The organism is Acinetobacter sp. IK31 (assembly GCF_035615195.1).
Taxonomy (GTDB): Bacteria; Pseudomonadota; Gammaproteobacteria; order Pseudomonadales; family Moraxellaceae; genus Acinetobacter; species Acinetobacter calcoaceticus_C.
On the sequence record NZ_JANBOB010000011.1, the window covers coordinates 124,157 to 150,377 of the forward strand.

The following is a 26,221-nucleotide window of genomic DNA, read 5'->3' on the forward strand; positions in this document are numbered from 1 at the left end:
ATTAGGGCCAACAAATATTCAGCTTCTCTCTTTTGCTCATGATTCATCCATAGATTAATATAAACAATACAAACAGACACAAAAGTATCGTATCGCCTTGGGGCTTCTCCATAATTATCACGAAATTTTTGATTACATTTATCTCAAGATAAAAATACTGTCCTTCTCAGTAAAAAGGACATGGAGCTGCAAGATGAAAATGAATATTTGGTTAGCTAGTGCATTAATTGCAACATCGTCTATGGTGACGGTTGCACATGCAGATAATGGTACACGTGTTGCTGCAACCTCTGCGTTAGGTAGTGTTGTTGGTACAGCAATTGGTAAAAGCATGGGTGGTACAACAGGCGCAACAATTGGTGCTGCTTTAGGTGGTGCTGGTGGTGCGGCGGCGGCTAGTGACCGTCGTAATCGTACTGAAGCTGCCCTTGGTGGTGCTTTAGGTGGCGGTGCTGGTTATACAGTCGGTAAGAACATGGGCGGTACCAACGGTGGCTACATCGGTGCGGCGGTAGGTGCGGCGGGTGGTTCAGCACTAGGCCGTAAAGTTTCTGAAGATCGTGACTACAATGATCGCTATGATCGTGGTAGCCGTTATGATCGAGATGATCGTAGATATGACGATGGCGACCGTCGTCACTATAAAGGTGGTAACCATCGTCATGACAATGGTTTACATCGTGGCTGGTATAAAAATCGCTAATTTGTACATGCATAAAAAGCACCTTCGGGTGCTTTTTTATTGAGAGACAAAATCTAATATCGAAAAAAAACGATATACATTAACCCTTATATATCGTAGTATTTCGATATATCCTTATTCGAGAATATCGCATGCGATCACTTCAAGATACCAAGTTTTCAATTTTGGAACTTGCTCCTATTCGTAATGATAAAACCATCGAATTTTCGTTACGTCACGCATTAGAATTAGCACAACATGCAGAGAAACTAGGTTATGAACGTTTCTGGCTTGCAGAACATCACAACATGGATGGAATTGCGAGCTCTGCTACAGCCATATTGCTAGGTTTTATTGCCGCACATACACAGCATATCCGTTTAGGTTCAGGCGGCATTATGCTTCCTAACCATGCTCCTTTAGTTGTCGCAGAACAATTTGGAACACTTGCTACTTTATATCCAGATCGTATTGAACTTGGCTTAGGTCGTGCTCCTGGCACCGATCAACTCACCATGCGAGCTTTACGTCGTGGGCATCAAGAAACAGAAGATCAATTTCCAAAAGATGTTGTCGAAATTCTAAAATATTTTGACGCTCCTCAAGCAGGACAGAAGATTATTGCAACGCCAGGGCAAAATACACATGTTCCTGTTTGGTTACTTGGATCTAGCCTATTTAGTGCTCAACTCGCTGCAAAACTTGGTCTACCCTACTCATTTGCATCGCATTTTGCACCACGTATGCTAGGTCAAGCCATTCAACTCTATCGTGAGAACTTTGAGCCTTCTGCTTATTTAGATAAACCTTACGTGTCTATGGGTGTACCTGTTGTAGTCGCAAATACTGATGAAGAAGCACAGTTTTTAGCAACAAGTGCATACCAACGTGTATTAGGCTTAATTCGTGGCGAAAGCTTAAAGCTTAAACCGCCAGTTGAATCAATGCAGGGACTATGGAATACAGCAGAACAGCTTTCTGTTGAAAACTTCTATGCAATGGCACAAATAGGCTCGGTTGAGACTGTCCGCACTGGTTTACAAAAGCTTTTAGCGACATACGATGTTGATGAGTTTATTTTTACCTGTGATATATACGACACAACAAAACGTCTAGAGAGTTTTACGCAACTCATGAATGTAAAAACAGAACATTAAAACTCCGCTTCTCTTTCTCACGCTTGAATTGATTTCAAGTGTGAGATGACCATCTATCTGAAAAGACTTTACCCCAACTTCCTGCTTGGTTATTTATATTAAAACGATAAAAACATCATGATTGAAAAACCAAAAGGACTTTTGGAAAATGAGTATTAATATTAAAAATAACGCTTCAAAATCAGTAATTTTTCAAAATACGTCTCAAGATTTTGAAGACTTTGCTGGTCAAGTTATTCCATCTACCTCAATTAAAGAATTTGATTTTTCACATTCATCTGTCGCTATTATTGGTACAAATCAAGATACCGTGACCCATCTTGAAAAAATTTGCCAACAAGCAAAATTTGTGACCGTATTTCAAATTACACCTCATTTTATTTTGCCCCACAGTCAAATGGGCACAAATAAATTAATTACTCATCCACTCATTATTAAAAATCGAAGATTATTTAACAATCGAGTAAAAAGTCTTTTGGCCTTACGTTTTCTTGACACTCAAGTTAGTGAAACATGGCTTAAGCGCCTTTTAACACCCAATACTGCAACGACTAAAAAAGTATTTTTTAAATCTGATAGTTATTATGCTGCACTCCAAAAACCCAATTGTAAGTTACAAACTTGGCCCATTGTTAAAGTTAACAATACATCAATTCACAGCATGGATGGTATAGAACAACCTGTCGACATCATTATTAGAATAACTGCATAAAAATAAAAAGCATGGTTTTTAGGCCATGCTTTTTTATCACTTACTCATATTTTTGAAAATTGCCATGATCATCGTAATGTAAAATGATGCGTTGTTTCTTTTGCAACTCACTTAAGATCTCAGGACTAACTGAAAATTGAGCTGCTAACAGTTCAACTGAACTATTTGCCGCTTTCATCCGTCGGTCCTCACCACTAAATCTAATCCAGTTATAACTCGCCCACAAAATCAAAATGAGAGCGCTAATTCCGATGAGTAATGCTAAATGAAGTAAGGTCTTAACTTCGGATAAATGATCGACCCAGACATAATCATAAATTAGGTGGCCTTCAAAAACCCATAAGAACAGTGAAACCAATGGGAAAAGTAACCACATTAAGCAAAACCACCCAACAGTTTGCAATGTATAGTTTGCTGTTTTATTTTTCACATATTCCGGCTGGTCAATATATTCAGGAATATCTAACTCTTCTATATCTTTGTTTTCCTCAGGTTTCATGGGTTATCTCCACGGAAGCCTCGGTCTGGGCTGACCCAGCGAGCACGTTTTTTAGTGTTAAATAAAGTTTTTGGTACGGCAACAACGCTTGTAAATAAAGTAAGTAACCAGAAAAATAACGGGTACCAAATAACCCAGAAATAGTTTCTAAAGAAGCGACCACGGTCATAACGCTGGTCAATCCACAAACTCACCAAAAACTGTATCAGACATGTGCCGCCTAATATCACGCCATACCACTGTGGCATCAGTGTTTTGATCTGCCATTGCAAAGGTAATTCAATAAATAACCCTGTAAAAAACAGAATGAATATCAGAATCATCACATAAGACCAAATAATGCTAACTAGAGCTTCAATCATCACTGGCCACATACGGCGTACGCGTAGCTTAAACATTTGCGGGATATATTCTAAAAGAACCTCTACCCCACCTTGTGCCCAGCGAAGGCGCTGTTTCCATAGACCTGTAAATGTCTCGGGCATATAGATATAACAAAGCGCTTGTGGAATATACTGAATATCCCAATGGTCCAGCTGTAGCTTCCAAGAAATATCAATATCTTCGGTAATTTTATCGTCTGACCAAAACCCAACTCGAACGAGCGCTGTTTTACGAAATGCGGCGATCACACCAGATACTGTAAAAATACGACCATATGTACGCTGTGCACGTTTAATTAAACCAATAATCGAAGAAAACTCACCAACCTGTAATTTCCCTAAAATACTAGATCGGTTTAAAATTCGTGGATTACCAGTTACAGCACCAATTCGCGGGAAATTAATAAATGGCTGCATTAACCAAAGTACTGCATGCGGATGTAACAATGCATCCCCATCAATACAAACAAGATATTCGTATTTACTGACCAGCACCCCCGATCTTAAAGCTACAGCCTTACCCTGATTTTCTGCTAAGTGTACAACCCGAAGTCGTGAATCTTGCGCTGACAATTCATCAAGGATTTCGGCGGTCCTGTCACTACTTCCATCATTGACAGCGATCACTTCAAAATTAGGATATTTTGTTTGCAGTGCATAACGAATTGTTTGTCGCACTTGGGCTTCTTCGTTAAAACACGGAATAATAATACTGCACCCTTCACTGGTTGGCTCAGGGAGTGTTTGTTCACGGTATTCCCTTTTAAAGAAAAACCAAAGCCCCCCTACCATCCATGTCCAAGCCATGAGTAAAGGATATAAAAAGGCAAAAGCAAATAGAATATCGAGTAATACTCTCATTACTTTTTCCCCTCTACTAATCCAGCAAAAGGCTGATACATGACAGGGCTAGCATTTAGACTAATCGGATTATATAAATATTGATGTACATCTTTTGATTTTTCAAAATTATAGCCATCAATACCGAATTTCTGAATTCCTATACGCTGAATCGAAAAGAGCCCTTGCTGTACTTCTTCCCAACTGGTCTTTTGAGAGTTTTCCGGCAATACTAAAGTCATCATTATTCTTTGCTTATCTTTTCCATTAAGCGTATTTAATAGGGCTAACAATTGATTAAATTGTTTTTTCTTGCCAATCATATTGAACTTTAAATTGACCAAATCATGTTGCGATAAAAGTGTTTTTAAAAGCGCTGGTAAGTTTTCTACATGATCTAAATCAGGAGTAAGCAATAAAATAAATTGCCCTTGGTTACTCATATTTAAATACGGCTTTACAGCATTTTTGGTAAGTTGGCTAAGTTGTGCTAGATGTTTTGATTGTTCAATACAACTACCCTCTTGCACAGTTACTTTTTGCATTTCGCAATTTAAAGCTGTTCCCGCATTAAGCTGAATACCACTTAAATTACTATTTAAGCGTGCAATATCTTTTGCCAAATCTACTGCTAAAAATGGCTTATCTTTCTGAGGGTAAGCCGGCAACTCTAATATTACCGCTTGGCCTGCACGAGTTTGAGCCTGCCATAAACTACGGTTTAAAATATCTTGTTGCACAGGCATTTTATCTGTAGAGAAATAAGCAACATCATATTTCCCATCGGCATTTTTATCTTCCAAAGGTTTTAAAATTAAGGCATTGTTTTTTAAGCTATACAGTTTTGATAATAACTGTCCTAATTTTTCATCTGTTTGAGTATTTTGTGCAGCTGCTAACTGCTTTAAATCCATACTCACAAAATGACGAGGTTCTTTAAATAAATCAGACTCTTCAAAGTTCAAAATATTTAACATGCCTTCAGTGAGCTGTTCAGCTGTAGGGTTATTTATTACCAAGCTTCGTTTAAATGTTGAATCACCCACCCGATTCATACCGTCACGACCCAAACTGAAAGAAAACTCAAAGCCTGCTTGCTGCGCTAGTTTTTCCAGTTGCTCATTTACAGCGCCATAAGGCCAAATAATTGCTTTGGGATTAACACCGACTTCTTTTTTCAAAACGGCATAGGATTTCTTCAAATCTTGCAAAATACGTTGTTGATATTCTGCATCTGTTTCATAACGTGATTGAGATTTTAAATATGCATACGAAGTCGCAGCGGGCTGCTCATTACCTTGAGGATTGGCTAATATGCCATGATGCAAATCGTCACTATGGCTTGCAAACTCAGCTAACCCTGATGCTTGCATTTCACGAACTTGAGCCCAGTTCACCAAGTTACCTTGACCATAGGCTTCATAACCTGCCTGCGTATTGCCATTCATCCAACTGGTTGGAAGAGCAAAAACTGCCGGAATATCATATTGCTTAAGTAATGGAAATACTCGGCTATAACTACTCAAGGCCCCATCATCGAAAGTAAGTAGAATAGAGTTATGCGGCAACTCCTTACCTTGTCGGCGGGCCTCCTCAATCTCTTTTAAACGAATCGGCTTCCAGTCAGATTGACTAAGCCAATCTAAAAACTGTGCCAGATTATTGGTCTGAATCGCATAAACATCACGGTCACCTTCCTTTAACACATCATCTCGTACATCATGAAAAGTTAAAGAAACCGTATGATTTTTTGGTAATTCAGTTTCAATTCGGGCATGAGAAAATTGTACGGGTAATAATGTTGAAGCAAACACACAGCTCAACATTTTTGACATCATATTATTCATTAAAAACGCCCTTCAAATCCGAAAATACCGTAGGTATGTTGTTCATCATGACCATCGTATGGATGATATTGCCAACCAATTCCATAATTGAGCTGCCAAGTCCGTGAGAGCTGCCATTGATGTTGATATTGCAGAGAGTATGTTGGTCTAGCTGAGTAATCTGCTTGTTTATAAAGCCCGACTCCAGCCTCAAAATGCTGCTTAAATGAGCGTTCATATTCTCGCCAAGTTACCCAGTCATGGCTTAAATTCAACTCAGCACTGTAATGATTGCTGGGACTAAAGTAAGCGGTCTGATCTTGACTATTGCTGCCATAAAATCCACGAACAGTCCCGTAAGTAATATGGTGCGGCGCATCAAATAATCGTTCACGCCAAAAAGTTGAAAATTCTTGTTGTGTATTACCATCGCTTATATCGGTTAAGCCATAACTCGCCCCAATTTGGCGTGACTCATCTTTTTGCCATGTCAAAGCAGCACGGTAAGCTTGCCCATCCTCACCAGCATCAATTGCTTGTAATGGAATATTAGCTTGGCTGTCATATTGCAATTGGTATTGCCAGTGGTCGTTTAACCATTGAGACCAATCAAGACGAACACCTGCTTGCCCGCCATCTGTACTTTGCGATAAAATCGCTGACAACGCCTTACGGTTCGCTTGCCACTCAGCACCGACACCATAACGCTGGTCATGTACATCGCCAAAACGGTACTCTCCGAAACGATCTTGATGCCAAGCAAATAAACGATAATTATCTTTAATCCATGGGCTATTAAGACGAGTTTCCATTTCTCGGTCTTTTAAACCATTTTGCCCACTCACAGAATCGCTACTATCGGCTGCCTTACTTTGGCCCCAAGTGGTTGAGTGAGAAATTGTCGGTCTATTGCGGTCATCTAACTCTTTTCGACTTTTAATTACCCCACCATCTTCAGGATAATATTCCAAAAGACTTTCAGTATTTTTACGCCACTCTGGAATATCCCCTAAAGCCTGAGCATTTTGCATCTGATTAATTCGAGTATCTTTAGAAACTGGTGTTAAACCATTTAAACGAGAAATAGTTTGCTTAGACTGTAGAGGTTTATCTCTCCAACGCTCGACACGAGCCAAATTATTAATTAAACCTTCATTGGCAGGAGCCAAATCTACTTGTTTCTGAAAATGCTTTTCTGCTTGATCAAGATGATTTGCATAAGCTAAGTGCATACCCTGTAAAGTAATATAGTCATCACGGTCGGGATGACTTGTTTTGTCTACCCCTTTTGCCTGACTGTATTTATACATCGGAACAAGTCGATCAACTTCACCCAAAAATTGTTCAGCTTCTTTATATTTTTCTTGTTCAATATATGAGTAGTACAGTCCAGTATATACCGTCATATCTGGATAGTTTTTTTCAGTAAGCAAGGTTTTAAAAGCAAGCTCAGCTTGTTGTGGCTGTCTTTCAGCCAAATAACTATCAGCTATGGCATGACGAATATAAGCAGGTAGTTTTTCTAAAGGTATATTTAACTTAGTAAATTGATCCAGTACTGTACGAGTACGCCCACGGAAATCTAACGCATATATATAGTCATAATGGAATCTTAAATAATTAGGGTCTGACGGTTGAATCAAAGGTTGCATTTGCTCACCTTGCTTCAACACAGCATCAAGTTCGGCAAAGCCTTCACTATCTGACATGCCTTCCCGATTTAAATATTTATAACGAGCAATAGCGTTATTTACACGTTGAGAATACTCACTGACTTGTAGCCAGTGTTGTAACGATTCTATTTGTGTATTTTTATCACTGGTAAGCAATAACTGCTGAGCCTTGTTATAAGCCCCCACAGCCGCTAAGTCATAACTGTATTCTTGTAAAACTGCAAAAGACTTAGGCTGCTGCTTATATGCTTGCTCAATTGCAGATAAAGCATCTACAGGTAAATTGATAAGACGATATGCATAGGCTATTTGCACAAGTTGATCAGTCTTCAGATTTTTACTATTAATTTTTGCTAACTGTGCTTTGGCATTTACAGCATCTTGAGCTTCAGCATATAAAACTGCTAACAAAATCTGCCCATCAAGCGTTTTTTGAATATTAAATTTATTCGACCAATCAATCGCATTTTTAAAGTGTTTAAAATCACGAAAATTACGTATTAAAGGTAACTGTCCATATTCTGGAAAAGTAACCGAATTAATATTGGCTAAATGCTGAGAAAAAGTTAATAGATCTTTTTTTTCATTTGACATTACAACTAAATAATCAGCTAACAACTTTTGATCATGCGGATAAGTTTTTAGCAATTGATCCAGTTGAAATATTGCTTGGTGAGTTTGTCCAGCTTTATAAGTGTGAATAGCCTGCTCTCTCAATTCGTCCACTTGAGCAGCATATAAATTGAGAGGTAAGATGTATACCAATGAAAAAACACATTTTTTTAGCATTTTGATAATCGGATAGTCCCATATCGAGGTGGGAAAGTATAATTAAAAATAAATAAATAATCACACAACAGTAAAATAGTGTGATCAAGTTAACATTTTTGAAATGTGGATTCTTTTTGATTGTTTTTTTAAAATATTTAGTAAAATTAAATAATTACTATTTTTCAGCACAATAAAATACATACACTTCTTTTCAATAGTGTTATTTAAATTTACAAATGAGTTGCAAAAGAACTACAGGTTTATAACCAATAAAAAACATTTAATAATGTTTAGTTTTATATTTAAAACTTTTATTTTTATTGTATTTTATATTTAAAAAACCATTCAACTTATTTATAAACTAATATACACAAATTGAATGGTTAAAATAAGCAATTGATTAAATTAACCAATACGACGTTTTAATCCTGTCATTTGTAAAACACGTGTTGAAATTTCTTCAATCGACATTTCAGTCACGTTTAAATATTTAATGCCTTCTGAAATATAGATTCCTTCAATTGCTCTAAGTTCCATTTGGCATTGGCTAAAACTTGCATAACGACTATTAGCTTTACGCTCACTACGAATCGCAACTAATCGCTCAGCATCAATCATTAAACCAAACAATTTACTACGATGTGGTCTTAATACTGCTGGCAAACGGTTATCGTCTAAATCTTCTTCTGTTAATGGATAGTTTGCAACACGAATACCGAATTGAAGCGATAAGTAAATAGAGGTCGGCGTTTTACCCGAACGAGAAACTCCAATTAAGATTAAATCCGCCTTATCATAATGACGAGTACGTGCTCCATCATCATTATCAAGCGCAAAATGAACAGCATCAATACGGGCTTTATAAGATTCAGAATCAGTTACCGCATGAGTCTGTCCAACCAAAGTTGTCGGCGGGATTCCTAACTCTTGCTCAAGCTTACTGATTAGCCCTTCAAATACATCAAGATTAACCGCTTTAGCCGTATTAATGATTTCTCGTACATGCGGATCAACCAAAGTATCAAATACTAAGGGCAAACAACCATCTTTGGTTTGGCATCGATTAATCTCAACCACAATCTCCATTGCCGCCTCTTCGGTTGCAATATACGGCATGATATGGATATCAAAATCTACATTGGGAAATTGTGCTAATAACGAATGTCCAAGAGTCTCTGCAGTAATTGCAGTTCCATCAGAAATAAAAAAAACGCTTCGCTTAAATTGTTTACTTTCTGACATTAAAATTCTCCTTAAACATTTGTCTTAGTACTATATAATCTTTATAGTAAACTGATCTTACATGACTGTCGCTTAGTATAATTCTCAACTAAGCACTTTATTTTTATAATTTCATGCCAAGATAGACATTAATACTGCAAAAGTGGAGTGAAAACTTTGGAAGCGCGCGTAATCGGTCTAGAAAAATTAGGGAAACACGATGTCGAACTCGTAGGTGGGAAAAACTCATCTTTGGGTGAAATGATCAGCCATTTATCAAATGCTGGTGTATCGGTACCTGGCGGTTTTGCAACTACTGCTGATGCCTATCGTGAGTTCTTAGATCAAAGCGGTCTTAACGCTCGAATTCAAGCAGAACTTGCTCAACTCAATGTTGATGACGTAAATGCTCTTGCAGAAACAGGTGCTAAAATTCGTCAATGGATTGTAGAGACTCCACTCACTGCAACCCTAGAACAAGAAATTCGCGCCGCTTTTACAACACTTTCTAACGGCAACCCAGAAATCGCGGTTGCCGTTCGTTCATCTGCAACTGCTGAAGATTTACCAGATGCTTCATTCGCAGGTCAGCAAGAAACTTTCTTGAATATTCGCGGTATTGATAACGTTCTTATTGCGATTAAAGAAGTATTTGCTTCTTTATATAATGACCGTGCGATTTCTTACCGTGTACATCAAGGTTTTGACCATGACGTCGTTGCACTTTCTGCAGGCGTTCAGCGTATGGTTCGTTCTGAAACTGGCGCTGCGGGTGTAATGTTTACCCTTGATACCGAGTCTGGTTTCCGTGAAGTTGTATTTATTACAGCATCTTATGGTTTAGGTGAAATGGTTGTGCAGGGTGCCGTGAACCCAGATGAATTTTACTTATCTAAACCATTATTAAATGCTGGTAGACATTCAGTTTTACGCCGTAACCTTGGATCAAAACACCAGAAAATGATTTATGGTGAAGAAGGTTCTGCTGGTAAATCGGTTGTCGTTGTTGATGTTGAAAAACAAGAGCGTCAACAATTTGCTTTAAATGATCATGAGTTACAAGAGCTAGCTAAACAAGCGCTTATTATTGAGCAGCACTACGGTGCGCCAATGGATATCGAATGGGCAAAAGATGGCGATGATGGTCAAATTTATATTGTTCAAGCTCGTCCTGAAACGGTAAAAAGCCGTCAAAATGTAGGCACAATGGAGCGCTATCTTCTTAAACAAAGAGGTACTGTTCTTTGTGAAGGTCGTTCAATTGGTCAACGTATTGGTTCTGGTAAAGTCCGCATTATTAGCTCAATTAAAGAAATGGACAAAGTTCAAGAAGGCGACGTTCTTGTATCAGATATGACCGACCCTGATTGGGAACCGGTAATGAAGCGTGCTGCAGCAATTATTACTAACCGCGGTGGTCGTACATGTCACGCGGCAATTATTGCACGTGAACTTGGTGTACCCGCTATTGTAGGCTGTGGTAACGCAACAGAAGTATTGACTGATGGTCAAGAAGTAACTGTTTCTTGTGCCGAAGGTGACACTGGCTTCATTTACGAAGGCGCTTTAGATTTCGAAGTTCAACGTAACTCAATTGAATCTATGCCTAAGCTTTCGTTCAAAATTATGATGAACGTAGGTAATCCGGACCGCGCGTTTGACTTTGCTCAAATTCCAAATGAAGGTATTGGTCTTGCTCGTCTTGAGTTCATTATTAACCGTATGATCGGCGTGCATCCTAAAGCCCTGCTCAACATTGATAGTCTACCTCGTGAAACTCGTGCTGCGGTTCTGACTCGTACTGCGGGTTATGCTTCACCTGTAGATTTCTATGTTGAAAAATTGGTTGAAGGTATTGCGACTCTTGCTGCTGCATTTGGTGACAAGCCAGTTATTGTTCGTATGTCTGACTTCAAATCAAATGAATATGCAAACTTAATTGGCGGTAAGTTATACGAGCCTGAAGAAGAAAACCCAATGCTCGGTTTCCGTGGTGCAAGCCGTTATGTATCTGAGAACTTCCGTGACTGTTTCGAATTAGAATGCCGTGCGCTTAAGAAAGCTCGTGATGAAATGGGTCTAACCAATATTCAAATCATGATTCCTTTTGTACGTACTGTATCTGAAGCAAAACGCGTTATTGAGTTACTAGCACAAAATGGTTTAAGACGCGGTGAGAATGGCTTAAAAGTAATCATGATGTGTGAATTACCAACTAATGCCCTATTAGCTGAACAATTCCTCGAGCATTTCGATGGTTTCTCTATCGGTTCGAATGATTTAACTCAGTTAACACTCGGTCTTGACCGTGACTCAGGTATTGTTTCACACCTATTTGATGAACGTGATGCAGCAGTTAAAGCGCTTCTTTCAATGGCGATCCATGCCTGCCGTAAAGCGGGTAAATATGTAGGTATCTGTGGTCAAGGTCCTTCAGACCATCCAGATCTTGCAAAATGGTTAATGGAACAAGGTATTGAGTCTGTCTCTCTTAACCCTGACTCAGTTTTAGATACATGGTTCTTCCTTGCTGAAGAAAAAATCAAGCAAATCTAATATGTTATAAAAAAAGGCCCATCCGTGGGTCTTTTTTCATCTTTAGAACAGAGAATTTTTATTTATGCAAATTTACTTGGCACGTAATAATCAACAAGCTGGGCCTTACACCTTAGAACAAGTAAATCAAATGTTGGCTAGCCAACAAATTTTGTTAACTGATTTAGCTTGGCATGAAGGCATGACAGAGTGGAAAGCTTTAGGAGAATTAACCCAAGGTAAACTTGTATATCAACCTATCGGTTATTCTGCACCTGTCATAAACACGAACAGCTCTCCTAATGAAACTATTCGTCAAATTCGTGTAGAGCCTAAAATTCACGAACTTTCCTCTATTCAATCTCGAGCTTTGGCAAAAATTATTGATTTATTGCTTTGGTTACCAATAGCTGCAATTCCTTCTTTTTTCTTTAATGAATCACAGTATAAGCAATTATTTGAATTGCAAAAACAAATGCAATCAACTGAAGTTGCTTCAACTAAAGCAGCAGAACTACAACACCAGCTTTTCACTTTAATTCCTATAGAAGCTTGGCATTCTATGCTTATTTACGTAGTAATCATGCTTGCAATTCAAGCCTTTCTTTTAACAAAGTTTGGGCAGAGTATAGGTAAGAAAATTGTTGGAATTAAAATTGTAGATGCCGAGAGCAATGGTAAAGTTAATCTAACTCGCATCTTCTTATTAAGAAGCATTGTTTTCATCATACTAAACTTGCTGTTTATGCCTATTAGTACAATTATTGACTATGCTTTTGCATTAGGGCAAAAGCGACAAGCGCTACATGACAAAATTGCAAGAACAAAAGTGATCAAATGATAGTGAATGACTCATTCATTTAAGGTCTAAAAAAAAAGGAGGCACCCCGCCTCCTTTTTTCTATAGTGAGTTGATATTTAAATAAAAGCTTTATAAAAAATAGATACCCTACAAAAAAAATCGGGTTTTAAAACAATTATTTCAGCCTGCTTTATGTATAGCTTAGTTTGTCGATATGAGGCATAATGCCCTACAACGTAGCGGTGTCATATAATTGAGAAGTCTAAATTTAAGGATTAGCGTTCTCAATCATGCGACACTTTAATCGCTATCCCATATTTAATTAGGGAATGGGACTCTTCACCGAGGTTGTAAAATGAGACAAACGATTTTAGCTGTATTGTCTTTATCAACGCTTGCCGCACTTTTGACTGGGTGTGGTGGTGATATGGTACTTCTAAACTCTAAAGGTCCAGTTGGTCAAGGTCAAAGTGACCTTATGATGACTGCGATCTATTTAATGTTACTTGTGGTGATTCCTTCAATCATCATGGCATTATGGTTTGGTTGGAAATATCGCGCGTCAAATAAAGATGCAGACTATAAACCTACATGGGCACACTCAACTACAATTGAAGTTGTAGTATGGGGTATCCCTGTCATTATTATTGGTATTTTAGCTTGGTTAACTTGGTGGGGTTCCCACAAGTATGACCCATACCGTCCTTTAGAATCAGATAAAGCTCCTTTAACTATTCAAGTTGTTGCAGAACAGTTTAAGTGGATCTTCATTTATCCTGAACAAAACATTGCAACTGTTAACGAAGTACGTTTCCCTGAAAAAACTCCGTTAAGCTTTAAAATCACCTCTAACTTTACAATGAACTCATTCTTCATTCCACAGTTAGGCGGGCAGATTTATGCAATGGCAGGTATGCAAACTCACCTTCATTTGTTAGCAAATGAAACTGGCGTATATCGTGGTTTCTCTTCTAACTACTCAGGTTACGGTTTCTCTCAAATGCGTTTCAAGGCGCATAGTGTTACAGAGCAACAGTTCAACGAATGGGTAGCAGCTGTAAAAGCAGGTAATGGTTCTACTATTAATCCAGAAGCAGTTCAAAAAACTACGCTTGACCAAGCTGAATTAGCAACCTTACGTGATGGTAACCGCTCTAAGCATCAGATCGAGCATTTAGCAAATCGTGCTAAAGCTGCTGGTGATGAAGAAGCGTTTGCTAAAGCTGAAGCTATGAAACCGTTCCCGACTAAGCCACACCCTGTGACTTATTACTCTTCAGTTGAACCAAAATTGTTTGAAACAATTATCAACCATTATATGAGTAACTATCATGGTGTTGACCACTCTGCTGCGCATGCAACAGCTGAACACGCTGCTCAAGGGGAATAAGACATGGATATGATTTTTGGTAAACTGGGTTGGGACTCTATCCCGACAGAGCCAATCGTGCTTGTCACCATGGTCCTTATGGCACTTGGTGCAATTGTTGTGCTTGGCGGTATCACCTATTTCAAAAAATGGGGATATTTGTGGAATGAGTGGTTTATTACGGTAGACCATAAAAAGATTGGTATTATGTACATTCTTGTATCTGTAATCATGCTTTTGCGTGGTTTCGCCGATGCAATTATGATGCGTCTACAACTTTTCCTCGCTAAAGGCGGCGGCGAAGGTTATCTACATCCAGACCATTACGACCAGATCTTCACCGCACACGGTGTAATTATGATCTTCTTCGTAGCAATGGGTCTCGTTGTTGGTATGATGAACATTTCTGTACCTTTACAGATTGGTGCTCGTGACGTTGCTTTCCCATTATTGAACTCTTTAAGCTTCTGGTTATTCGCTGGTGCTGCTGGTTTGATGATGCTTTCACTTGTATTAGGTGAATTTGCTGCGACTGGCTGGATGGCTTACCCTCCTCTGTCTGGCATTCAATATTCTCCTGGTGTAGGTGTTGACTACTATATCTGGGCACTTCAGGTTTCTGGTCTAGGTACGCTTTTATCTGGTGTTAACTTCTTCGTTACCATCATCAAAATGCGTGCACCTGGCATGAAATTGATGGATATGCCTATTTTTACGTGGACTTCACTTTGTACGGCTGTATTAATCATTGCTTCGTTCCCTGTATTAACAGGCACACTTGCAATGTTAACTCTAGACCGTTACTTCGGCTTCCATTTCTTCACAAATGAGCTTGGCGGTAGCCCAATGCTTTATGTGAACTTGATCTGGACATGGGGTCACCCTGAAGTATATATCTTGGTATTACCAGCATTTGGTCTATACTCAGAAATCGTTGCAACCTTCTCTCGTAAAGCGTTGTTCGGTTACAAGTCTATGGTGTATGCAACTATCGCGATTACTGTTCTTGCGTTCGTTGTATGGCTTCACCACTTCTTTACCATGGGTGCTGGTGCGAACGTTAACGCGTTCTTCGGTATCATGACCATGGTTATTGCGATTCCTACTGGTGTGAAAATCTTCTCTTGGTTATTCACCATGTATAAAGGTCGCATCACCTTTACTACTCCAATGTTATGGACGCTTGGCTTCCTTGTAACATTCGGTATCGGTGGTTTAACTGGTGTACTTATGGCTGTTCCACCTGCGGACTTCTTGGTACACAACTCATTATTCTTGATCGCTCACTTCCATAACGTAATTATCGGTGGTGTGGTGTTTGGTATGTTTGCCGGCATCATTTACTACTGGCCAAAAATGTTTGGTTGGAAGCTCAATGAAGCATGGGGTAAAGCTGCGTTCTGGTTCTGGTTCTTTGGTTTCTATTTTGCATTCATGCCACTTTATATCCTTGGTTTCATGGGTATGACTCGTCGTTTGAATACGTATGACAACCCTGAATGGGATCCTTACCTTGCAATTGCATTATTTGGTGCTGTTCTTGTTGCGATTGGTATTGCATGTTTCTTAATGCAAATCATTGTTGGTTTCTTACAACGTAAAGACAACATGGACCTTACAGGTGATCCATGGGATGGTCGTACGCTTGAATGGGCAACCTCTTCCCCTGCTCCGTTCTATAACTTTGCGCATGAACCAGATGCAAGCGGTATTGACCGTTTCTGGACTGACAAAGAAAATGGCGTAGCATACGCACGCAACACTAAATATGAAGACATCCACATGCCGACTGATCGTGCTGCTGGTTTTGTCATTGCAATGTTCATTACGATCCTTGGCTTTGCTCTCATCTGGCATATTTGGTGGCTTGTTGTCGTTTCATTCGTTTCAGCTGTTGTTAGCTTGATCGTAAGCTCATTCACTAAGAATGTTGATTACTACGTTCCAGCTGCTGAAGTTGAGCGTATTGAAAACGAACGCTATGCTTTACTTGAAAAACACTTGAAGAAGGACTAAGGAAATGGCTGAAGTACTTCATCACGACAACCACGGCCACGATGGTCATCATGAACATGATGACACTGATTTAACGGTCTTTGGTTTCTGGACATACTTGATGAGTGACTTGATTCTTTTCGGATCACTCTTCATTGCGTTCGCTGTATTAAGCAGTCATATTCCACCAGGAACTCCAAGTGCATATGACCTATTCCATGACTCATTAGGCTATGTGTTAACTGAAACATTTGCCTTATTGATTTCATCGGTAACTTTTGGTTTTGCTGTACTTGCATCTTATAAAAAGAATGTAAATCAAGTGATCACTTGGTTATTCATTACATTCCTTTTTGGTGCAACGTTCATCGGGATGGAAATCTATGAGTTCCATCACCTTGTACATGAAGGCCATGGTCCAACTCACAGTGCATTCTTATCATCGTTCTTTACTTTGGTTGGTACACACGGTATCCACGTAACTTCTGGTTTAGTGTGGATGTTGGTGTTGATGTATCAAATCAAAACTAAAGGTTTGACATTACCGAATACACGTCGTCTAGCTTGCTTAAGCTTGTTCTGGCACTTCCTTGACATCGTTTGGATCTGTGTATTCAGCGTCGTTTACTTAATGGGAGTTCTCTAATGAGTAGTCATGACCATAATGCTGCAGGTGCGTCACACGGTAACTTTAAGCAATACACTGTTGGATTTGTCCTGTCTGTTATCCTCACCATCATCCCGTTCGGGATGGTGATGGCGGGTGGTTTCAGTCGTGGCATCTTAGTTACAGTAATTGCCATCACTGCTGTTGCTCAGGTTCTTGTACAACTTGTGTACTTCCTACACATGAATACATCATCTGAACAACGCTGGAATATGATCGCATTTATCTACACAATCTTATGTATCGCGGTGCTTTTAATCGGTTCTGTGTGGATTATGAATTACCTTCACTACAATATGATGATCTAAACTGATTGTCATGTTGAAAAAATATCTATTCCTGACTAAACCAGGAATTCTCTTCGGTAATTTCATTACCACCTTGGGCGGCTTTTTCTTAGCCGCCCAAGGCTCTATAGACATCTTATTATTACTACTCACCTTAATTGGAACAACTTTAGTTGTAGCTTCTGGTTGTGTTGTAAATAATGTTATAGACCAAGACATCGATATCAAAATGCAGCGTACACAAAATCGTGCGTTGGTCACAAAAACTATCTCTCCCACTGTTGCACTTATATATGCATTTGTTCTGGGACTTATCGGTTTTAGTATTTTGTGGTTCGGTGTAAATGCTTACGCTTTTTTGTTTGCAATAATTGGTTTTATTGTCTATGTCGGTTTTTATAGTTTGTGGACAAAACGTACCTCAATCCATCAAACCGTAATTGGTAGTATTTCCGGAGCGAGTCCTCCTGTTATTGGTTATACAGCAGTAACTCATCATTTTGATGTAGCCGCCTTACTTTTGTTTTTGGCTTATGCGCTATGGCAAATGCCACATTCATGGGCAATTGCTATTTATCGTTTTGACGATTACAAAAATGCGGGAATCCCCATTCTGCCAGTTGCACGTTCTATTTATCGCACGAAAGTAGAGTGTGTCATTTATATCTTGTTGTTTGCAGCCGTATTGAATGGTTTGTATTGTTTTGGCTATACCAATATATTCTTTCTAGTAACCTTTAATGCATTAACAGCATATTGGTTCTATTTATCAATTATTGGATTTAAAGCTGAAAATGACCAACTTTGGGCTAAACGTTTTTTCCTCTACTCGGTCATATTAATAACCCTGTTAAGTTTAAGCTTTAGTTTCACCTATCAATCTCCTGCTCCAAATCTTCCTCTCTTTTAAATAAGGGAGGATTTCCTCATTAATAGTAAAGAAATTTTACTTTTCTCATCAAAAGATTTGTTTTTAGTCGAACTTTTACCTATAATTCAGCCTTCGCAATTTTTGCGACATAACTTTTAAGTTATGACTCCTTGCTTCTAATTTTTTATTTATTAGGGGCTGTTTAAACCGTAAGGAGCTGACAATGCGTCATTACGAAATCGTACTTTTAGTACACCCAGATCAAAGCGATCAAGTTGTAGGTATGGTTGAACGCTATATCTCTCAGATCAAAGAAGCTGAAGGTCAAATTCACCGTTTAGAAGATTGGGGCCGTCGTCAATTGGCTTACCCAATTAACAAAATTCATAAAGCACACTACATTCTTATGAATGTTGAATGTGGTCAAACTACGCTTGATGAGCTAGAAGAATTATTCCGTTATAATGACGCGATCATTCGTAGCCTTATCATCCGTCGTGAACACGCAATCACTGAAGAGTCATTGCTTGCTAAAAGTGCTGAAGAAAAGCGTGCGCGTAAAGCTCAACGTGAAGAAGCACAGCAAGTTGCTCAAGAAGCTGAATAAGGAGAACATCAATGGCACGTTTTTACCGTCGTCGCAAGTTCTGCCGCTTTACAGCTGAGAATGTTGTGTACATCGACTACAAAGATATCGATACTTTAAAACAGTACATCACTGAAAACGGCAAAATTGTTCCTAGCCGTATCACTGGTACTAAAGCTCGTTATCAACGTCAATTAGCACTTGCTATCAAACAAGCTCGCTATTTGTCTTTGATTCCGTACACTGACAACCATAAGTGAGGTGATCTGTGGACGTTATCTTATTACAACGCATTAAGAACCTTGGTAAATTAGGCGATAAAGTATCAGTTAAAGCTGGTTATGGCCGTAACTTCCTTATCCCTCAAGGTAAAGCAGTTGCAGCTACTGAAGCTAACACTGCTGCTTTCGAAGCTCGTCGCGCTGAACTTGAAAAGCAAGAAGCTGAAATTTTAGCTGCTGCTCAAGCACGTGCTGAACAATTGAATGAAGTTAACATCGTTATCACTGCTAAAGCTGGTGACGAAGGTAAACTCTTCGGTTCTATCGGTACTCGTGACATCGCTGACGCTTTAACGAATGCTGGTCTTACAGTTGACCGTGCAGAAGTTCGTTTACCGAATGGCGCGCTTCGTCACACTGGTGAATTCAACATCGCAATCCAATTGCATCATGATGTTGTTGCAGAAGTTCTCGTTACTATCGTATCTGAGTAATTTCTCATCAAAAAAAGAGCATGCTTTTGCATGCTCTTTTTTTATGTGCCCTATTTTTAAAATAAGATATATTAATTCCTGATCAGTTCTTTAGTTTAATTGGTTTTTTAATTAGGTAGTTTATTTAGTTTTGTTTTAAGATAGTCTTCGGCCTTACAGGCTATTTGCATACACCTTTCTTTATCATCAGGTCTAATTATGTCTCAGGCGAATGCCACTTCTTTAACTCTTTCATCTCGAACAGAAAATAAAACGAGTGAATCAGGGCAACTTAAAGAGTTTCGCACTCCCCCTCACAATTTAGCCATTGAGCAAGCTGTACTTGCTGCACTAATGACAGTTGCCGAATCGTTCGAGCAAGTTAGTGATATGTTAAAAGAAAATGATTTTTATGCGACCCGTCATAAATATATTTACCGTGCAATCGAAAAATTAGCGCAAGAAAATTCACCTTATGATGCTGTCTTGGTGAATGATTGGCTTTTAAAACAAAATTTACTTGATGCTATTGGTGGCGAAGAATATTTAATGCAGCTTATGGCTGATTCCCCATCAAGTTTCTACAACTTAGAAACGTATGCCACTAAAATTAAAGAGTTCTCTACGCTTCGTAGTATGATTAAAGTTAGTACTGAAATTTTACAAAATGCTTATGACACAAAAGGTCGAGGTGTTAGTGAAATTCTAGATCTAGCAGAAACTAATATTTTCTCTCTAGCCGAACAGCACAATAACAATAAAAAAGATGCAGGTCCTAAATCTATTAGCTCTGTCACCGCAGATGTAATTAGTAAACTTGATGAATTATCAAAACTAGATGGCAATATTACAGGTTTAACCACAGGTTTCTTAGAGCTTGATAATAAAACATCAGGTATGCAAGCTGGTGACTTAATTATTGTTGCTGCACGTCCATCTATGGGTAAAACCACTTTCGCCATGAATTTGGTTGAAAGCGTTCTACAATATAACAAGCTACCCGCTCTGGTATTTTCAATGGAGATGCCAGCGGACTCAATTGCGATGCGTCTTATTTCTGCAATGGGTAAAGTTCACCAAGGACATTTACGCTCGGGGAACTTAGATGCTGATGAATGGACCAAAGTTACTGGCACAATTTTGCAGCTTCAACAAATGCATTTGTATATTGATGACTCATCTGCCCTACCTCCAACGGAACTTCGTGCCCGTGCTCGACGCATTGCCAAAATGCATGATGGTAAAATCGGCTGTATCATGGTTGATTATTTACAGCTCATGAAAGTTCCAGGTATGGGTGATAACCGTGTGGGCGAGATTTCAGAAATTTCACGTAGCTTGAAAGCATTAGCAAAAGAAATGCACTGCCCTGTTATCGCACTTTCCCAGCTCAACCGAAGTCTGGAAAACCGACCAAATAAACGCCCCGTAATGTCAGACTTACGTGAATCTGGTGCGATTGAGCAGGATGCCGACTTGATTATGTTTATTTACCGTGATGAGGTTTATAACAAAGAGTCGAAAGAAGCCGGTACCGCAGAAATTATTATTGGTAAACAGCGTAATGGCCCAATTGGTTCAGTTCGCCTTGCCTTTGAGGGTCAATATACCCGATTTAGTAATCTCTCTCCTGAGTATTACAGCCAATACGATGATGAAGAATAAACTCTATCTCTAGCCCAAAGGAGTAAATGAGGGTGCGCCAAGCAACAGTTTATATTGATCGCCATGCGCTTCAATATAATTTAAACCGTGTCAAACAACTCGCAGCAAATTCAAAAATTGTAAGTATGGTGAAAGCTAATGCTTACGGACATGGAATCAAAGACTGTTTAGCAGCCTTAAATGCCTCAGATGCCTTTGGTGTCGCCTGCCTACAAGAAGGCTTAGAAATTCGTGAACTTGGATTTCAGCAACCTGTTACTTTAATTGAAGGGGTATTTTCTGAAGATGAAATGCCTATTGCAATTGAACAAAAATTTGAATGTGTAATTCACCATCAACAGCAATTTGAATGGCTAATTAAACATAAGCAAGAATACATCGCTCAAGGTTTAAAAGTCTGGGTTAAGCTCAATAGTGGTATGAACCGTTTAGGTTTTAAAGTTCCTGAAATTATTGAAGTTATTAAAACTTTAAAAGCTGAAGGCTTTACCTGTGTACTGGCAATGCATTTCGCAAATGCAGATGTAGACCATCCACTCAATGAGCAACAAAAACAACAATTTTTACAGGTTAAGCAAGCTTGTGACCCAGTTTTAGCGTCTTGCTGTAATTCGGCTGCTATTTATAAATGGCCAGAATTACATTTTGACTATGTTCGTCCGGGTATCATGCTTTACGGCGCTTCGCCTTTTGCAGATAAAACAGTCCATGATCTTGACCTAAAACCAGTCATGTCCTTTACAGCAGAAGTGATTGCAGTGAATCATATTCAAGCTGGAGAACATGTAGGTTATGGTTCAACCTTCTGCGCACAACAAAAAATGGATATTGCAATAGTTTCTATTGGCTATGGTGACGGATACCCTAGAGCTTATATTAAACAAAACTATGTCGCTATTGATAAACAGCTCTGTGCAATTGTAGGCCGAGTTAGTATGGACATGCTTGCAATTGATGTTACAAGTAAGCAGGTAAAATTAGGCGCCCAAGTAGAACTTTGGGGTGAGCACCGCCTAGTGGATGAAGTTGCTGATGCAAATGGAACAATAGGATATGAATTGCTTTGCCGCTTAAGTAATCGCCCCACTCGAAAAAACAGTTAAAGAATAAAATATAAAAAAATCCAAGCATGCTTGGATTTTTTTTATTAGCTTTTAAGAATTTTATCGCCAGTAATCATCAGTGGGTTTTGGCATTTCCTGTAAACCGCGACGCAAAGTATCTGACCATTGTTTACTAATCTGTGAAAAATACGGATCATCTTCAGTAATTCGTTTACCCACCGGAATAACAAAACTATCTTTATTATAAACTAATGCATCGAGCGGCAAGCCCACAGAAACATTTGAGCGCAAGGTTGAGTCAAAAGAAATTAGGCTACAACGTAATGCATCATCTAATGGCATTGCATAATATAAAGCACGGTCCAAAATAGGTTTGCCATATTTACTCTCACCTATTTGAAAGTAAGGTGTATCTGTAGTTGCGCAAATAAAATTACCCTGTGGATAGACATTATAAAGCTGCATGTCGCCACCTTTAATCTGTCCACCCACCAAAATACTACAGGCATAATTCATTTGTTCTTGAGTATCTGTACTAATATCTTCTAGAACAGTTTTCAAGGTTTTACCAATTAATTCAGCTGCCTCAAACATAGTGTTAACACTATATAAATTAGGCTCTTGCTGCAAAGTAAGCGCATTTTGCAAATGACCTATAACAGCTTGTGTGGTCGCTAAATTACCTGCTGTTTGTAAGGCCATGAAACGCTCTCCAGTAACGCCGAAAGTATGCAATTTTCGGAACACAGAAATATGATCAACTCCTGCATTAGTTCTAGTGTCACTAATAAACACTAAACCTTGTTCCAATCTTAGCGCACAACAATAGGTCATTTCATTCTCTTTACATTCAACAGGCCAACACTTGAACCACAGACATCATGTTCTCAACTCCTCCTTGCTCTCTTACACCACGAATAGGCGCAACATCGAGATAATCACGTCCAACTGCAAGGTAGATATGATGTTTGGGTGTAAACAACTGATTGCTTACATCAAAACAATACCACTGATTTTCTAAAAATACTTCTGCCCAAGCGTGACTAGCAAGGTGCGGATAGTTTTGATCAAATAGATAACCAGAGACATAGCGTGCTGGTAATTGTAGCGCACGACACATCGCAATTAAAACATGGGCATGATCTTGGCATACTCCCTGCCCAGCGTGAAATGCTTCAGTTGCAGTTGTCTGAACCGAAGTACTTTCAGGCTGATAGAGTATTTTCTGCAAAATGTATTCACTTAATAACGCAATATGCTGTCGGTCTTTGACCACCACAATATTTTTGGCAAAGTCCAACATTTCTGAATCACATCGAGTTGCACTTGTCATCTGCAAAAACAAATTTGTAGGTGTAGATAAATTTACACAACCCAGCTCTACATTTTGAAGTTCAACGATTCCTTGAGCCATAAACGTAAGATGTTGGTATTGATAACGCTGACTAGCCGTCATCCATACATTGTTGAATATGTCCCTTTTTATCGTTTTGTCACCTGGCACGCTAATTGCCCAGTTCATAACATGTTGATGCGGCGATGTTTGAGGCATCATTTTAATATACTGGATACTGTTCTGAGCAGTTTCAGTATAGCTATAATGCGTTTGATGATTCACCATCAATTTCATAATCACACCTCAAACATATGTTCCAACTGCTGTGTAAAAGTATAATAAGCGTCCCACGTTTGCTGATGCTTTAGTACCTGCCAATTTTGATCTATGTTTTTCCAATCTAAGCCAGCAAGCCGTTGCACCACAACATCCAACTCAGATACAAGGGCTGATAAATCTTGCCCAAAACGTAGCTCTATATCGAATTGCTCTATTTTTTGCCCTGAATGCAGAAATAAACAAACATCTTCATTCTCCGCTTCTAATATTTGAGTACATTGTTCAACAGCTTTTCTCAAAGCCTCAGGTTGGGCTTGAAGCGTGTTAATAACATTATTTAATTCTGCATAAGCATTTGATGACAATATACCTCTTAGTTCCTGAACATTATCTTTAGCAATAACGAACTGGTTCAGTAACGAAAATGTTTGCTTCTTGTCTAACATATAGTGATTTAGTAATTCAGCATTTTCTATTACCAAACCAAATGCTGTTGCAAATTTTGTTGCTTTCTCATCTTGTGTAAAGGGTAAGTGAGAGGCAGCAAATTTAACTCGCATTAAATATCGACCCAACCAATATATTTGATGCGCACTCGAATTGAGTAAAACCATAAAGTTCCTCTTTAACCCACAATTAGGAATGTAATGTTTCGACAACCCATGTATCTTTTATGCCGCCACCTTGGGAAGAATTTACGACCAAAGAGCCAGCCTGCATGGCCACTCGCGTTAAGCCACCCGGCACTATTTCTGTACGATAAGGGGAACTCAATACAAATGGACGTAAGTCAATGTGACGTTCAGCCACCCCTGCTGTAGTTAAAGTTGGGGCTACAGATAAGGCTAATGTAGGTTGTGCAATGTACATATGAGGTGTGGCGATCAATTTTTTTCTAAAGTCATCAATTTCACACGAACTTGCTTGAGGTCCAATTAGCATGCCATAGCCACCTGACCCCTGTGCTTCTTTAACGACTAATTGATCCAGATTAGAAAGTACATAATCTAAGTGTTCATCTTTACGGCATTGATAAGTAGGTACATTTTTTAGAATTGGTGTTTCACCCAAATAATATTGGATCATTTGATCCACATAAGGATAAATAGATTTATCATCAGCCACACCTGTTCCAGGCGCATTTGCAATAACAACATTTTTTTGCAAATAAGCAGACATGAGACCTGCCACACCTAAAGCACTGTCAGGCTTAAATGCTAAAGGATCTAGAAAATCATCATCTAGTCGGCGATAAATAACATCTACTTTTTGTCGGCCACGAATCGTTTTAACAAAAACTTGATCATTTTCTACAAATAAATCCCGATTTGTAACCAGTGGCACATCCATTTCACGTGCTAGAAAAGCATGCTCATAAAAAGCACTGTTAAAACGCCCTGGTGTTAGTACCACGACAAAAGGTTGGTCCGCAGGAGAATTCTCCTGCAATATTTCTTTTAAAAGTTTTGGGTAATGTTCAATTCCCTGTAAATTATTGGCCGCACATAGCTCCGGCATCAATTGTTGGCTAATGTTTCGGCATTCGATCATATAAGACACACCAGAAGGTGTTCTTAAATTATCCTCCAATACAAAAAATTCTCCTTCATCATCACGGATAATATCAATTCCGCTAATTTGTGAATAAATTTTACCTTTCAGAGAGTGTTTAAGCATATGGGGCTGAAAAGCATCATTCCCCATGATTTGCTCTTCGGGAATAAGCCGTTCTTTTAAAATATGTTGTCCATGATAAATATCATCTAGGAAGTAATTTAAGGCTTTGACGCGCTGTGCACAGCCCGAAGCTATTTTCTCCCACTGTTTTTTTTCAATCACCCTTGGAATTAAGTCAAAAGGAATTGTTCGCTCTGTACCTTCTTTATCACCGTATACATTAAAAGTAATCCCATGATAAAGAAAATGCTGTTTTGCTTGAACATTTAACTCTTTTAACTCATCTAAAGTACGAATACTCAACCATTGTTCAATTTTTTTAGAAGCCGCGCCATTAGCTGTTACATCATCTAGCATCTCATTAAAAAACTGTGATTTTAGTTGCTCAAATAAGTTCGTCTGCACAGAAATATGTTCTAAAAAAGAGGCTGGATTAATGAGTGTCGTAGCTGTCTGCTCTTGTATAAAAAAATCATTATCTATATGTAATTCATGCTCTTGTTCTGACATAACCACCTCGTCTTATCATTTATCTATATTTCATTTTTAAATAAGCAATTTCAGTGCCACTTATATATCTGTAATATTTATAGGGGTCATTGTTATAACTTTCTTCCTCCAAATCTTAAC

At 38.8% G+C, this 26,221-nt stretch carries 24 protein-coding genes; 15 read left to right on the forward strand and 9 right to left on the reverse strand.

Features of this window, described 5'->3' with window-relative positions; genetic code table 11:
• The first annotated feature begins 193 nt into the window (after window positions 1–193).
• The 3 genes from MSG66_RS06890 (at window position 194) to MSG66_RS06900 (ending at window position 2,551) form a co-directional block, all read left to right on the forward strand.
• A complete protein-coding gene (locus MSG66_RS06890; protein ID WP_324653179.1) occupies window positions 194–703 on the forward strand; it encodes a hypothetical protein in 510 nt (169 codons plus the stop codon).
• Between the two features lie 131 nt (window positions 704–834).
• Window positions 835–1,839 carry an LLM class flavin-dependent oxidoreductase gene (locus tag MSG66_RS06895; RefSeq protein WP_324653181.1) on the forward strand — a complete coding sequence of 335 codons (1,005 nt, stop codon included), beginning with the start codon at window positions 835–837 and terminating at the stop codon, window positions 1,837–1,839.
• 148 nt (window positions 1,840–1,987) lie between these two features.
• Window positions 1,988–2,551 (forward strand): flavoprotein, encoded by a 564-nt coding sequence (locus MSG66_RS06900; protein WP_133972754.1) that lies wholly within the window; start codon window positions 1,988–1,990, stop codon window positions 2,549–2,551.
• A 40-nt stretch (window positions 2,552–2,591) separates the two neighbouring features.
• Here the strand turns inward: MSG66_RS06900 and pgaD are convergent, their stop codons facing one another.
• From pgaD to ppsR, 5 genes are all read right to left on the reverse strand, one after another.
• Window positions 2,592–3,050: a poly-beta-1,6-N-acetyl-D-glucosamine biosynthesis protein PgaD gene (gene pgaD / locus MSG66_RS06905; protein ID WP_133972752.1), complete on the reverse strand. Its 459-nt coding sequence runs from the start codon at window positions 3,048–3,050 to the stop codon at window positions 2,592–2,594.
• Window positions 3,047–4,294: a poly-beta-1,6-N-acetyl-D-glucosamine synthase gene (gene pgaC, locus MSG66_RS06910; RefSeq protein ID WP_133972750.1), complete on the reverse strand. Its 1,248-nt coding sequence runs from the start codon at window positions 4,292–4,294 to the stop codon at window positions 3,047–3,049. The genes pgaD and pgaC overlap by 4 nt, the downstream gene beginning before the upstream one ends.
• Window positions 4,294–6,120 (reverse strand): poly-beta-1,6-N-acetyl-D-glucosamine N-deacetylase PgaB, encoded by a 1,827-nt coding sequence (gene pgaB, locus MSG66_RS06915; RefSeq protein WP_324653185.1) that lies wholly within the window; start codon window positions 6,118–6,120, stop codon window positions 4,294–4,296. Before pgaB ends, pgaC begins: the two co-directional genes overlap by 1 nt.
• Window positions 6,120–8,561 carry a poly-beta-1,6 N-acetyl-D-glucosamine export porin PgaA gene (gene pgaA / locus MSG66_RS06920; RefSeq protein WP_324653187.1) on the reverse strand — a complete coding sequence of 814 codons (2,442 nt, stop codon included), beginning with the start codon at window positions 8,559–8,561 and terminating at the stop codon, window positions 6,120–6,122. Before pgaA ends, pgaB begins: the two co-directional genes overlap by 1 nt.
• Window positions 8,562–8,948: 387 nt before the next feature.
• On the reverse strand, window positions 8,949–9,785 hold the full coding sequence (gene ppsR, locus MSG66_RS06925; protein ID WP_133972744.1) for a pyruvate, water dikinase regulatory protein: 837 nt from the start codon (window positions 9,783–9,785) through the stop codon (window positions 8,949–8,951).
• Window positions 9,786–9,932: 147 nt separating this feature from the next.
• Between ppsR and ppsA the strand changes: the two genes are divergently transcribed.
• From ppsA to alr, 12 genes are all read left to right on the forward strand, one after another.
• Window positions 9,933–12,320, forward strand: a complete 2,388-nt coding sequence (gene ppsA / locus MSG66_RS06930; protein ID WP_171253681.1) for a phosphoenolpyruvate synthase — start codon at window positions 9,933–9,935, stop codon at window positions 12,318–12,320.
• 64 nt (window positions 12,321–12,384) lie between these two features.
• A complete protein-coding gene (locus MSG66_RS06935; RefSeq protein WP_324653191.1) occupies window positions 12,385–13,140 on the forward strand; it encodes an RDD family protein in 756 nt (251 codons plus the stop codon).
• A gap of 316 nt (window positions 13,141–13,456) precedes the next feature.
• Window positions 13,457–14,491 carry a ubiquinol oxidase subunit II gene (cyoA, locus tag MSG66_RS06940; protein ID WP_133972740.1) on the forward strand — a complete coding sequence of 345 codons (1,035 nt, stop codon included), beginning with the start codon at window positions 13,457–13,459 and terminating at the stop codon, window positions 14,489–14,491.
• Between the two features lie 3 nt (window positions 14,492–14,494).
• Window positions 14,495–16,486 (forward strand): cytochrome o ubiquinol oxidase subunit I, encoded by a 1,992-nt coding sequence (gene cyoB, locus MSG66_RS06945; protein ID WP_324653193.1) that lies wholly within the window; start codon window positions 14,495–14,497, stop codon window positions 16,484–16,486.
• 4 nt (window positions 16,487–16,490) lie between these two features.
• Window positions 16,491–17,111 (forward strand): cytochrome o ubiquinol oxidase subunit III, encoded by a 621-nt coding sequence (gene cyoC, locus MSG66_RS06950; RefSeq protein ID WP_016145819.1) that lies wholly within the window; start codon window positions 16,491–16,493, stop codon window positions 17,109–17,111.
• Window positions 17,111–17,440, forward strand: a complete 330-nt coding sequence (locus tag MSG66_RS06955; protein WP_133972736.1) for a cytochrome o ubiquinol oxidase subunit IV — start codon at window positions 17,111–17,113, stop codon at window positions 17,438–17,440. Before cyoC ends, MSG66_RS06955 begins: the two co-directional genes overlap by 1 nt.
• A gap of 10 nt (window positions 17,441–17,450) precedes the next feature.
• On the forward strand, window positions 17,451–18,329 hold the full coding sequence (gene cyoE, locus MSG66_RS06960; protein ID WP_202741662.1) for a heme o synthase: 879 nt from the start codon (window positions 17,451–17,453) through the stop codon (window positions 18,327–18,329).
• A 184-nt stretch (window positions 18,330–18,513) separates the two neighbouring features.
• Window positions 18,514–18,897, forward strand: coding sequence for a 30S ribosomal protein S6 (gene rpsF / locus MSG66_RS06965; protein ID WP_042897058.1), 384 nt, complete (start codon window positions 18,514–18,516; stop codon window positions 18,895–18,897).
• A gap of 11 nt (window positions 18,898–18,908) precedes the next feature.
• Window positions 18,909–19,136, forward strand: coding sequence for a 30S ribosomal protein S18 (gene rpsR / locus MSG66_RS06970; RefSeq protein ID WP_004791454.1), 228 nt, complete (start codon window positions 18,909–18,911; stop codon window positions 19,134–19,136).
• A gap of 8 nt (window positions 19,137–19,144) precedes the next feature.
• Window positions 19,145–19,591 (forward strand): 50S ribosomal protein L9, encoded by a 447-nt coding sequence (gene rplI, locus MSG66_RS06975; RefSeq protein ID WP_004700828.1) that lies wholly within the window; start codon window positions 19,145–19,147, stop codon window positions 19,589–19,591.
• A gap of 198 nt (window positions 19,592–19,789) precedes the next feature.
• Complete coding sequence (gene dnaB / locus MSG66_RS06980; protein WP_042897061.1) at window positions 19,790–21,235, forward strand: replicative DNA helicase; 1,446 nt, start codon at window positions 19,790–19,792, stop codon at window positions 21,233–21,235.
• Window positions 21,236–21,267: 32 nt separating this feature from the next.
• A complete protein-coding gene (gene alr / locus MSG66_RS06985; protein WP_324653200.1) occupies window positions 21,268–22,338 on the forward strand; it encodes an alanine racemase in 1,071 nt (356 codons plus the stop codon).
• 60 nt (window positions 22,339–22,398) lie between these two features.
• Here alr and MSG66_RS06990 read toward each other — a convergent pair whose 3' ends face one another.
• The 4 genes from MSG66_RS06990 to MSG66_RS07005 are packed head-to-tail and all read right to left on the reverse strand — an operon-like array spanning window position 22,399 to window position 26,101.
• On the reverse strand, window positions 22,399–23,133 hold the full coding sequence (locus MSG66_RS06990; RefSeq protein WP_042897064.1) for a proteasome-type protease: 735 nt from the start codon (window positions 23,131–23,133) through the stop codon (window positions 22,399–22,401).
• Between the two features lie 16 nt (window positions 23,134–23,149).
• Window positions 23,150–23,929 carry a transglutaminase family protein gene (locus MSG66_RS06995; protein WP_133972728.1) on the reverse strand — a complete coding sequence of 260 codons (780 nt, stop codon included), beginning with the start codon at window positions 23,927–23,929 and terminating at the stop codon, window positions 23,150–23,152.
• Window positions 23,930–23,931: 2 nt separating this feature from the next.
• A complete protein-coding gene (locus MSG66_RS07000; RefSeq protein ID WP_324653203.1) occupies window positions 23,932–24,528 on the reverse strand; it encodes an alpha-E domain-containing protein in 597 nt (198 codons plus the stop codon).
• Between the two features lie 22 nt (window positions 24,529–24,550).
• A complete protein-coding gene (locus MSG66_RS07005; RefSeq protein ID WP_324653205.1) occupies window positions 24,551–26,101 on the reverse strand; it encodes a circularly permuted type 2 ATP-grasp protein in 1,551 nt (516 codons plus the stop codon).
• Between the last annotated feature and the right edge of the window lie 120 nt (window positions 26,102–26,221).